This is a genomic window from Xanthomonas cucurbitae, from assembly GCF_002939885.1.
GTDB lineage: Bacteria > Pseudomonadota > Gammaproteobacteria > Xanthomonadales > Xanthomonadaceae > Xanthomonas > Xanthomonas cucurbitae.
In genome coordinates this window covers 106,400-117,943 of the sequence record NZ_MDED01000006.1, presented here as the reverse complement: position 1 = coordinate 117,943, position 11,544 = coordinate 106,400, and the positions used below count along the sequence as shown (strand labels likewise).

The following is an 11,544-nucleotide window of genomic DNA, read 5'->3' as shown; positions in this document are numbered from 1 at the left end:
GGCAGGGGCGGCCGTGTCGGAAACATCTTCAGCGCGGCGAGACCGCGCCGGCGATCGGATAGGCGCCACCAGCAACCAGGCGGTCTGCGGCGGACGCCTCGGTGCTTGCTAGAAATTCACCTGTGCCCGCAGCTCCATCACCTTCGGAGTCACATGCACGCCGTTGCGCGAGGCATCCACCCAGCTGTAGTTGGCCTGGAACTTGAAATGGCTGGTGAGGTACCAGTTGGCGCCGATGGTGGTGTCGTGCTGACGCCCGCCATGGACGTTGTTGTCTTCCAGGTTCAGGCGGCTGTAACGGGCGGTGAGTTCCACCGCACCATAGCGATGCGTCGGCTTGAGGTTGCCCGGCACGCCGCCGGCATAGCTGCGCGATTCGCCGGTGAGCGACCAGGTGCCGTAGACGTACTGGCCCTGCGCGATGAAATGCGGCAGGCCCCGATTACGCGCCACTTCGGCACGCAAGGCCTCGCTCTGCAGCGAGAACGGGCCATGGATCCAGACCGCTTCCAGGCCGGTGCGGATCACATGGTCCACGTCCAGGATGGTGCCGGTGTCGATCAGCCGGACGTCGGTCAGGCCGGCTTCCGGGCGGGCACGCAAGCGCACGCTGGGGCCGAATGCGACACCACGGCCATCGGTGAAGCCGCGCGGGTTCTCCGTCGAACCGGCGATGCCCAGGTGCAGCACGTCACCATCGGCCTTGCGCGGGGTCCAGACCGCATGCACGGCCTGGGTGGTGCCAGGGTTATCGCCTTGCAGGTCCTGGCCGCCGTAGGCGCCGGCCTGCAACAGGTACTGCGGGCGTTCCAGCGTCCATTCCACGCCGGTCCGGCGGCCCTGGAACACGGCCTGCACCGGCAGGCCCAGTTCCATGAAGCTGCCCGCCCGCGAACTCTGCACCGCTTCCAGGCCCACCGGTACCTTCATGTAGCCCAGACGCACGCGGCCATAATCCTGGCCCAGCAGCGCCTTGGTCTCGAAGCGGAAGAACACGTCCAGCCATAACTTGGCTTCGAAATCGAAATTCACCGAGGCATCGTAGATGCCCTTCTTCCTCACGCTGGCACCGAATTCCTTGCGGCGGAAATCGGTGCGGTCTTCCAGGCGGTCGTCGCCGGAGAAGTTGTTGTCGTCATACTGGTAGTTGCCGGACACTGAGAGTTCGGTGCCATCACCGAAGGCGTACTGGGTCGGCCAGTTGTCGATGGAAGTGGCCGCATTGGCAGCGGCAGGGGCGATGGCGAACGCCACGGCCAGAACGAGCGGATTGAGGCGCATAGGAATGATCTTCGGCAATGGAATGGGGCCGGGGCGTCCTGCCATGGCCGGCGCGGTGAATGATTTCAGCAAACGCGCAGGGCCGATGGGTAACCACGCGGAATCGGTGTCTGCGTTAAATGCAATTAACGGCCTACTGCCGCCAGGCTGAAGTGCCGTAGCAGTCGGCGGGCGGGCGCTGCGTAGTACCAATGGGTTATCGGTTACGCCCACAGCGTGCGGCCAGAATGCCCGCATCGGGTGCCTGCCAGGCACCTTCCCGTTCTCCCGGAGTGGTGTCATGCACATCAGCAAGCCTGCCGGCCCGTTGCCGGCGTCCGTGCCGTTCTACCGCCAGCTGTACTTCCAGGTGGTGGTGGCGATCGTCCTTGGCGCCTTGTTGGGGCATTTCGAACCGGCCTTCGCCGAAAGCCTCAAGCCATTGGGCGATGCCTTCATCAAGCTGGTGAAGATGATTATCGCCCCGGTAATCTTCCTGACCATCGTCACCGGCATCGCCGGTATGACCCATCTCAAGACGGTCGGCCGGGTCTTCGCCAAGGCGATGATCTATTTCCTGTTCTTTTCCACGCTGGCACTGGTGGTGGGCATGGTGGTGGCGCATGTGGTGCAGCCGGGCGCCGGCATGAACATCAATCCGGCCGAGCTGGATCAAAGCGCGGTCAACACCTACGTGCAGAAGTCGCACGAGTTGAGCCTGGTCGGCTTCCTGATGGACATCATTCCGGCCACGCTGATCAGCGCGTTCGTCGATGGCAACATCCTGCAGGTGCTGTTCGTGGCGGTGTTGTTCGGCATTGCGCTGGCCCTGGTGGGCGAGCGGGGCCGCCCGGTGCTGAGCTTCCTGGAGGCGCTGACCGCGCCGGTGTTCCGCCTGGTGCACATCCTGATGAAGGCCGCGCCGATCGGTGCGTTCGGTGCGATTGCCTTCACAATCGGCAAGTATGGGGTGGAATCGCTGGTCAACCTGGCCTGGCTGGTGGGTTCGTTTTACCTGACCTCGCTGTTCTTCGTGCTGGTGATCCTGGGTCTGGTGTGCCGGTTTTGCGGGTTTTCGGTGCTCAAGTTGATTCGTTACCTCAAGGCCGAACTGTTGCTGGTACTGGGCACTTCGTCGTCGGAATCGGCACTGCCCTCGCTGATGGAAAAGATGGAAAAGGCCGGCTGCGAAAAGTCGGTGGTGGGCCTGGTGGTGCCGACCGGCTACTCGTTCAACCTGGATGGCACCAACATCTACATGACCCTGGCGGCGCTATTCATCGCCCAGGCCACCAACGTGGACCTGACCCTGGGCCAGCAGATCACCCTGCTGGCGGTGGCGATGCTCAGCTCCAAAGGTGCCGCCGGCGTGACCGGTGCCGGTTTCATCACCCTGGCCGCCACGCTGTCGGTGGTGCCGGACGTACCGGTGGCGGGCATGGCGCTGATCCTGGGCGTGGACCGTTTCATGAGCGAATGCCGCTCGCTGACCAACTTCATCGGCAACGCGGTGGCCACGGTGGTGGTGTCGCGCTGGGAAAATGCGCTGGACCGCGACCAGCTCAAGCAGGTGCTGGATGGCGGCTCGCCGCCGCTGCAGGCACCACCAGCGGCGACCGACGTGGTCGCCCCGGCCAGCGCACGCTGAGGTTTCCTACGGCCCTGTTCTCCGTCGGCGTTGCCGGCGGGGTGCAGGGCCGTTTCGCGTTGACCCGCTAGCGGATCGCCCCGTGCGCTGCGTTGCAGCATTCGATCTCCCTGCCGTGCTGACAGCTGCGCGACAGGCCCTTGTTCAGGCAGGAGGGTAGAATCCAGTCCTCCTGCGCCCTCGAGACCCACACAGCCGATGTCCACCGACGACTTCAAACAGGCCGCCCTCGACTATCACCGCCAGCAGCCGGCCGGCAAGATCAAAGTCACCGCGACCAAGCCGATGCTGACCCAGCGCGACCTGTCGCTGGCGTATTCGCCCGGCGTGGCGTTTGCCTGCGAGGCCATCGTCGAGGACGCCACCCAGGCCAGCGAGCTCACCGCCCGCGGCAACCTGGTGGCGGTCATCACCAACGGCACCGCCGTGCTGGGCCTGGGCAACATCGGCCCGCTGGCCTCCAAGCCGGTGATGGAAGGCAAGGGCGTGCTGTTCCAAAAGTTCGCCGGCATCGACGTGTTCGATATCGAAATCAACGAAAGCGACCCGGACAAGCTGGTGGACATCATCGCCAGCCTGGAGCCGACCTTTGGCGGCATCAACCTGGAAGACATCAAGGCGCCGGAATGCTTCATCGTCGAGCGCAAGCTGCGCGAGCGCATGAACATCCCGGTGTTCCATGACGACCAGCACGGCACCGCGATCATCGTCGGTGCCGCCGTGCTCAATGCGCTGGTGGTCACCGGCAAGAAGATCGAAGAGGTCAAGCTGGCCACCACCGGCATGGGCGCGGCGGGCATCTCCTGCGTCAACATGCTGGTCTCGCTGGGCCTGAAGCCGGAGAACATCCTGGCGCTGGACCGCGACGGGGTGATCCACACCGGCCGCACCGATCTGGACCCGGACAAGCAGCGTTACGCGCGCGATACCGACAAGCGCACCCTGGACGAGATCGTCGAAGGCGCCGACATCTTCCTGGGCCTGTCGGCTGCGGGCATCCTCAAGCCGGAAATGGTCGCCAGCATGGCGCGCCAGCCGGTGATCTTCGCGTTGGCCAATCCCAACCCGGAAATCACCCCGGAAGCGGCCAAGGCGGTACGCCCGGATTGCATCATCGGCACCGGCCGGTCGGACTACCCGAACCAGATCAACAACGTGCTGTGCTTCCCGTACCTGTTCCGTGGCGCGCTGGACGCCGGTGCCACTGGCATCAACGAGGAGATGAAGATCGCCTGCGTCAAGGCGATCGCCGCGATGGCGCGACGCGAAGCCTCCGACCTGGGCGCCGCCTACGGTGGCGAGACCCCGAGCTTCGGCCCGGAGTACCTGATTCCGCGTCCACTGGATCCGCGCCTGCTGGTCGAGCTGTCCTCGGCGGTGGCGCAGGCAGCAATGGATTCGGGCGTGGCCACCCGCCCGATCACCGACATGGAGGCCTACCGCGACCAGTTGAGCCAGTTCGTCTACCGCACCAGCCTGATGATGAAGCCGGTGTACGACCGTGCGCGTGCCGACAAGCAGCGCGTGGTGTATGCCGAGGGCGAGGAAGAAGTGGTGCTGCGCGCGGTGCAGAACGTGGTCGATGAAGGCCTGGCCTTCCCGATCCTGATCGGCCGCCCGGACGTCATCGAGGCACGTATCGAACGGATGGGCCTGCGCCTGACCGCTGGCGTGGACTTCGAGATCACCAACATCCTCGACGACCCCCGCTTCAACGATTACTGGCAGTACTACCACGCGCTCACCGAGCGCCGTGGCGTGACCGTCACCGCGGCCAAGGAGCTGATGCGCTCGCGTCCGACCCTGATCGCCGCCGTGATGGTGGCGCGTGGCGAAGCCGATGCGATGCTGTCGGGCGTGGTCGGCCGCTTCCACAAGAAGCTGGGTTACGCGCGCAGCGTGATCCCGCTGGAGCCGCGCGTCAGCTCCACCTCGGCGATGACCGGCGTCATCAATCAACTGGGCGTGTTCTTCTTCCTGGACACGCATGTCCAGGAAGACCCCACCGTGGAGCAGGTGGTGGAGGCCACGTTGCAGGCGGCGTACCGTCTCAAGCTGTTCGGCATCGAACCCAACATCGCGTTGCTGTCGCACTCCAACTTCGGCAGCCACGACTCGCGTGACGCGCTGAAGATGCGCCAGGTGCGCGAAGCGCTGCTCAAGCGCAAGCCTGAGCTCAACATCGACGGCGAGATGCAGGGCGACACCGCCTGGGACGAGGCGTTGCGCAAGCAGATCATGCCCAACAGCACACTCAAAGGGCGCGCGAACCTGTTCGTGTTGCCGAACCTGGAAGCGGCCAACATCGCCTACAACCTGGTGCGCGTGTTCACCGACGGCGTGGCGATCGGCCCGATCCTGATGGGGATCTCCAAGCCGGTGCACATCCTCACCACCAGCGCCACCTCGCGCCGGGTGATGAACATGACCGCGATCGCCGCGGTGGATGCGCAGATCCGCAGGCAGCGCGACGCGGAAAAAGCGGCTGCCGACAGGAGTGGCGCCTGAGCCAGGTCTCGGTCAAATTTTCGCGGGCACGCCATAAGTTTTTTGCAGATGGCTTTCTCATGATCGGCTGCTGATCGCGGAGTGCAGCCGGCGGATGTCGTGAAGCCGACGGCGCAGTGTGTGATTTTGGCGATGGCCTTGGCAGGGGCGAAGTTTCCCTGCCAAGGTCGCCGCAATGGTGGACTCGGCAAAAGTGCTCGATTGCCGCCCAATCATGGCGGTCAGCTCGGTGGCTGCCGTGGTGGGGCTGGCTTGTGCATCGAATGCTACGGTCAGCCCCGGTTTTGGATGAGGCGCGTTGGTGACGGTCCTCAGGACTATGTAGTCTCCATTAGAATCCGTCCTCAGGACGGATTCTAATGGAGACTGCTGGAAGGTGTCAACGGTGGCCATTTACGAAACTGCAATCACGGAGTACCATCCACGTCCTTAGGACGTGGATGGTACTCCGTGAAACAAAGCTCAACATCTCGCGAAGCCCTGAGTTCCCTCGCCAGGGCGATCCAGCAACGGCTGGCGACTTGGGAGCGGCCTGTCGTGACAGGATACGAACTGGGTGTTTTGGCCGCGACTCATGCTGCAACCCATCCCATTCCGTTGTCTTTGTACATGGAATTGGTTCATTTGCTGACGTCCTTCGGGTTGATTGCACCGGCGAAGGGGTTCAAGTCGGGTACGGTTTTTCATCTTTTTGGTCGAAACAAGCCGGCGCCCATGGAGGTCGCTTGCTCGGTGGACCCGTTTGCGTACGTGAGTCATCTCAGTGCCATGGAGTATCACGGCATCACAGACCGGTTTGCCAAGGTGCTATACCTGTCCACACCCCCTGCCCAGGAATGGAAAGAGCAAGCGGACGTGCGCATGGAGAAAGGCCTGAAACAACTCAAGGATGGCTACCTTGCTTCCAGGCTGCCCGCATTGAGATTTCAGAAATTCGAGCGTATCGATGGAGTACGGGTTGAGTTGATGCGGCGCTCGCATCGCGGAGCCTTCAAGACCATCAAGTCTCCGTCCATCCGCGTGGCAATGATAGGGCGAACGTTCTTGGACATGCTGCGCGAGCCGGATTCGTGCGGAGGCATGTTGCATGTCGTTGATACCTATCGTGAGTACGCTGGCAGGTATTTCAGGCTCATTCTTGATGAAGTGAGCAAGCACGGAACACTGATTGAGAAAGCGCGGGCCGGCTACTTGCTGGAAACGCTATGCCATAGGTCCGACCCCGTGATTGATGCCTGGGCTTCCCGGGTTCAGCGGGGTGGCTCCCGGAAGCTGGACCCACAAGCAGAATACGCCCCTTTCTTTTCGGAGCGTTGGGCGCTGTCAGTCAATGTTCCTGCGCTGGAAGCGGCGTCGCTGGGATCGGATACGCTATGAATGAAGTGGAAATCGATGCGTGGGTTGCGCAGGCGCCGCAGGGGCAGCAAGGCTTCAGGGAGGCAGTGCACACGGTTCTGGACAGCATCGGTCATTCCCAGAATTTGAGTGCCAGGATGGTGATGAAGGGAGGGTTGCTGCTGGCCATCCGGTACGACAGCTCCCGCTATACCCGCGACCTGGACTTTTCCACCAGGGACAGCTACACGGCGGAAAGCGCTCACGCGATTCTGGAAGAGTTGGCGGAGTGCCTGGTTTCCGCAGAAGACCGTTTGCCGTATGCAACGGCATGTCGTCTTCAGTCCCACAAGATTCAGCCAAAGGGCGAATGCAAGTCGCATCAGAATCTGGCCCTGAAAATCGGTTTTGCCGATCGAGGCAATGCGGCGGCCATGGCCCGCTTGAAGGCGGGGGCATCGCCACAGGTGGTGGAAATCGACTACAGCTTCAATGAGGCGGTCTTCGATGTGGAAGTGCTGGAACTGGATGGGGGAGCGACCATTCATTCCTATACGCTGAACAATGTGCTGGCCGAGAAGTTGCGCGCTCTGCTTCAGCAACCCCTTCGAAAACGAAACCGTCGACAGGATGTCTACGACATCTGGTTGTTGCTGGAGTCGGGTCCTGTGCTCGTCGCTGAAGCGCGTGCCAGGATTCATGAAATCCTGATGGCATCGTGTCGCTCGAAAGATATCGTCCCGAGTATCGACTCCATGCAAGCTGATGCGGTGGTCTCCATGGCCCGCATCGGCTACCGGGACCTGGCCTCCGACGTTACAGGTGACCTTCCACCATTCGACGATGCGATGGGTCGGGTGGTGACGCTGTATCGCAGCTTGCCGTGGTGAGCCGGGATGAACGAAAGGAAGAATGTGCACGCGGGGATTGCGTGACTGGCAAAAGGCCGGCGCACTGGGGTGCGGGTGCCGCCGGGCACGACAGTTCGTTGGCAGTTGCTGTCGGCAGTCGCAGTGCCGCTGTGCGACGCGCAGGCTGACAAGGCGGGCGTCTTGGCACATGTCAGCGCATGGAGACGAGGGGGTCAGCGGCGCGGGCAGCAGCCAAGCGATGGCCGCTGCTAGAATACGGGCATCCGTTTTTTTCCGACCCGCACCGCCATGAGCCAGACCGCCACCGCGCCCGCCAATGCCGAGAAGCGTTACACCGTGCACCGCAGCGATCTGCCGCTGTGCTGCCCGACGCCGCAGATGGCGCTGTGGAACTCGCATCCGCGGGTGTACCTGCCGATCGAGGATGCGCCCAACGGCGAAGCCAAGTGCCCGTACTGCGGTTCGCTGTTCGTGCTGGCCGACTGATCCTGGCCGGATGCACCGCCTGACCGTGGTGCAATTGCTGCCGGCGCTGCAATCCGGTGGCGTGGAGCGCTCCACGCTGGAAGTCGCCGCGGCACTGGTGCGTGCCGGCCATCGCGCCGTGGTGGTGTCGGCCGGCGGCCGGCTGGTGCAGCCGTTGCTGGACGCCGGTGGCGAGCACCTCACCCTGGAGATCGGCCGCAAGTCGTTGCTGACGCTGCGGCATGTGGTTGGCCTGCGCCGGCTGTTTGCCGAATTGGGTGCCGATATCGTGCACGCACGCTCGCGGCTGCCGGCCTGGCTGGGCTGGTACGCGCTGCGTGGGATGCCTGCGGCGACGCGTCCGCGCCTGGTCACCACCGTGCACGGGCTCAATTCGCCCAGCCGCTACAGCGCGGTGATGACCTATGGCGAGCGGGTCATCTGCGTGTCGCGCACGGTGCGCGATTACGTATGCACGCATTATCCGCAGACCGACCCTGGCCGTCTGCGCACGATTGCGCGCGGCGTGGATGTGGCGCAGTTCCCGCGCCGTTCGCGCCCGGACCGGGATGCGCGCGCCTGGGTGCAGACATTCCTGCCCGGCCTGCCGGCCGAGGCGCCCCTGCTGTTGCTGCCTGGCCGCGGTACCCGCCTGAAAGGGCATGCCGACGGCCTGCAGCTGCTGGCCGATGTCCGCGCTGCCGGCGTGCCGGCCTGGCTATGGCTGCCCGGGGCGCGCGAGCCCGGACGCGAGGCGTATCTGCGCGAACTGGAGGCCGAGGCGGCCCGGTTGGGGGTGGCCGAGGCGGTCGCGTTCACCGAGCCGACGGCGCGCATCGCCGACGCCTACGCCGCCAGCGATCTGGTGCTGCAGCTCTCGCGCAAGCCGGAAGCCTTCGGTCGCACCGTGGTCGAAGCGCTGTCGGTGGGGCGGCCGGTGCTGGGCTGGTCTCATGGCGGGGTGGGTGAACTGCTGGCCGAGCTGCAGCCCGGCGGCGCGGTCACGCCCTTCGATAGGCAGGCGCTGCGGGCACAGGCGCTGGTCTTGTTGCAATGCGCGCCCGTACCACCGGCGGTGATCCCCTATACGTTGCAGGCCATGCAATCGGCCACCTTGAAGGTCTATGACGAACTCCGCCGCTGACGCCCTGGCGCCCCCGCCCAGCCTGACTCCCGATGCCGGCCGCTGGGCACCCGTGTGGGTGATCCTGTTCGTTGCGCTGTGGCCTACGCCGGGTCTGGCCGAAACCGTGCTGTCGCTGGGCGCACTGTTGGCGGCCTATCGCTTGTTGCACGCGCGCTTTCGGGGTGGCACCGGATTGCTCAGTGGCGCGGCCTGGGCGCTGACCAGCGTCCTGTTCTTCGCCTATTGGCTACCGCAGCTGGTGTCGGCCTTCGATGCGCTGGATGCCGGCCGTGCGCTGCGCAAGTCGGCCACCGATCTGCGTTATCTGCCTTTCATGTGGTTGTGCGCGATCGCGGTGGCCAATCCACAGCGCCGCCGCCGCACCTTTACCGGCCTGGCGGTGATCGGTGCGGTGTGGACATTCGATGGCTTATTACAGGCGGTGTCCGGCAGCAGCCCGCTGTTCTTCGGGTTGGACCAGCTCAAGCAGCTCATCAGCGGCCACGAGCTGTGCACGGCGCGGGAGCTGGCGTTGGTGGACCGTCTCAGTGGCGTGCTGGGGCCGTGCAACCTCAAGTTCGGGCAGACCCTGGCCAGCCTGTCGCCGTTCTTGCTGCTGGCGCTGGGACGACGCCACGTCTGGGCCTGGGCGGGTGCGGCAGCCGCGGTGGGCGTGGTGCTGGTGCTGGCCGGTTCGCGTGCCTCGTGGATCACCTACGCGGTGATCGTGCTGCTGTCCGGCTGGCAATTGCTGGGCTGCCGCCGGTTGTTGGCGGTGGCCGTGGCGGGCGTGCTGTTGGCCGGCGCAGTGGTGGTGGTGGCGCCGCAGGCGCGCGAGCGCATCCAGCGCACCGCCCTGGCGTTTGGCAATGGCGGTCAGGGTGTGGATCAGGCCTTGTCCGGGCGCGGCCAGATCTGGGGCGCGGCGCTGTGCATGATTCTCGAACATCCAGTCAACGGCGTCGGCGCGCGCGGTTTCCGCCAGGCCTATCCGGCCTGCAACCCGGCCCCTGCCCAAGCGCCGGCATGGGGCGAGGGGCCGGCCCTGCATGCGCATCAGATCGTGCTGGAAATCCTGGCCGAAACCGGGCTGATCGGGCTGCTGCTGTGGCTGGCCGGTGCCGCGCAGGCGTGGCGCGCGTGGCGTTATTCGAACGCTGCTGCGCGCGAGCAGGCGCGCCCGGCGATGATCGCGCTGGTGGCCACGGTGTTCCCGTTCAACACGCACCTGGCGTTCTATTCCAGCTTCTGGGGCGGGCTGTTCCTGATGCTGGCCGGGTTGTATGCCGGCGCGTTGCTCAATGACGATGGCGAACCGTCGCCGCGCTGAGTAACGGCGCTATCAGCGCCGGCCCGTGCAGCGGCGTCATTGATAGAACGCGCTACGCCCGCCCGGTTGGCGCTTGAAGCGGCGATGGATCCACAGGTATTGATCCGGTGCTTCGCGCACCATGTCCTCGATCGCGGCGTTGACCTCGGTGGTGTCGGCGATGACATCCTCCGAGGGAATGCCCACCAGCGGCGGCGCGATCTTGAGGATGTAGCGGCCGCCTTCGCGGCGATGGAAGTACGGCACCACCGCGCAGCCGGTCAGCCGCGCCAGCTGATGGGTGGCGGTGATGGTGGACGCCGGATGGCCGAAGAACGGCACGAACACGGTGTCCTTGCCGCGCATGTCCTGGTCCGGTGCGTACCACAGCAAACCGCCGCGCTTGAGATGCTTGATGGTGGCGCGCAGGTCTTCGTTGGCAAACATGTGCGTGGCATAGCGCAGGCGGCCACGCTTGACCGCCCATTCGAACACCGGGTTGCGGTGCTTGCGGTACATGCCGGCCAGCGGGACATGGTCGCACAACAGGCGCCCGCAAATCTCCAGCGTCATGAAGTGGCCGGATACCAGCAGCACGCCGCGCTTTTGTTCCTGTAGCCGCTGCAGATGCTCCAGGCCTTCGATCTGCACACCCGGGCGAATGGCGTCGATGCTGCCCCACCAGGCGCGCGCAAATTCGAACAGGCCCACGCCCAGCGCATCGAAGCTGTCGCGCAACAGTCGTGCCCGCCAGGCATCGTCCTGCTCGGGAAAGCACAGCTTGAGGTTGACCTCGGCCGCACGCCGGCGCGTGCCGGCCAGGCGCATCGCGATCCAGCCCACGCCGCGGCCCAGCGGACGCTGCAGCGTCCAGGGCAGCCGCCCGGCCAGCACCATCACCGTCAGGCCGAGGTACATGGGCCAGTGCCTGGGATTGCGCAGGGAGGGGCGGGCGGCGAGATGGGTGGATTCGGACATGCGTCGATTCTAAGGGATCGTGCCCGGCCGATCGCGCGCGGTT

9 protein-coding genes are annotated in these 11,544 nt (G+C 64.8%); 7 read left to right on the top strand and 2 right to left on the bottom strand.

The window, feature by feature from the left end; all coding sequences use genetic code 11:
* Positions 1-108 precede the first annotated feature (108 nt).
* Entirely contained in the window at positions 109-1,281 is a 1,173-nt protein-coding gene (locus XcuCFBP2542_RS05400; RefSeq protein WP_104602590.1) for an OprO/OprP family phosphate-selective porin, read from the bottom strand.
* Between the two features lie 280 nt (positions 1,282-1,561).
* On the opposite strand from XcuCFBP2542_RS05400, the gene XcuCFBP2542_RS05395 reads away from it, so the two are divergent.
* From XcuCFBP2542_RS05395 to XcuCFBP2542_RS05365, 7 genes are all read left to right on the top strand, one after another.
* Positions 1,562-2,908: a dicarboxylate/amino acid:cation symporter gene (locus tag XcuCFBP2542_RS05395; RefSeq protein WP_104602589.1), complete on the top strand. Its 1,347-nt coding sequence runs from the start codon at positions 1,562-1,564 to the stop codon at positions 2,906-2,908.
* Between the two features lie 198 nt (positions 2,909-3,106).
* Entirely contained in the window at positions 3,107-5,416 is a 2,310-nt protein-coding gene (locus XcuCFBP2542_RS05390) for an NADP-dependent malic enzyme (RefSeq protein WP_104602588.1), read from the top strand.
* 450 nt (positions 5,417-5,866) lie between these two features.
* Positions 5,867-6,793, top strand: a complete 927-nt coding sequence (locus tag XcuCFBP2542_RS05385) for a type IV toxin-antitoxin system AbiEi family antitoxin domain-containing protein (protein ID WP_104602587.1) — start codon at positions 5,867-5,869, stop codon at positions 6,791-6,793.
* Positions 6,790-7,641, top strand: coding sequence for a nucleotidyl transferase AbiEii/AbiGii toxin family protein (locus tag XcuCFBP2542_RS05380; RefSeq protein ID WP_104602586.1), 852 nt, complete (start codon positions 6,790-6,792; stop codon positions 7,639-7,641). Before XcuCFBP2542_RS05385 ends, XcuCFBP2542_RS05380 begins: the two co-directional genes overlap by 4 nt.
* Positions 7,642-7,911: 270 nt before the next feature.
* Positions 7,912-8,109: a zinc-finger domain-containing protein gene (locus XcuCFBP2542_RS05375; protein WP_104602585.1), complete on the top strand. Its 198-nt coding sequence runs from the start codon at positions 7,912-7,914 to the stop codon at positions 8,107-8,109.
* A gap of 10 nt (positions 8,110-8,119) precedes the next feature.
* Entirely contained in the window at positions 8,120-9,232 is a 1,113-nt protein-coding gene (locus XcuCFBP2542_RS05370; protein ID WP_104602584.1) for a glycosyltransferase, read from the top strand.
* Positions 9,213-10,544, top strand: coding sequence for an O-antigen ligase family protein (locus tag XcuCFBP2542_RS05365; protein ID WP_104602583.1), 1,332 nt, complete (start codon positions 9,213-9,215; stop codon positions 10,542-10,544). Before XcuCFBP2542_RS05370 ends, XcuCFBP2542_RS05365 begins: the two co-directional genes overlap by 20 nt.
* Positions 10,545-10,580: 36 nt before the next feature.
* On the opposite strand, the gene XcuCFBP2542_RS05360 is transcribed toward XcuCFBP2542_RS05365, so the two are convergent.
* Positions 10,581-11,501: an LpxL/LpxP family Kdo(2)-lipid IV(A) lauroyl/palmitoleoyl acyltransferase gene (locus tag XcuCFBP2542_RS05360; protein WP_104602582.1), complete on the bottom strand. Its 921-nt coding sequence runs from the start codon at positions 11,499-11,501 to the stop codon at positions 10,581-10,583.
* Positions 11,502-11,544: the final 43 nt, after the last annotated feature.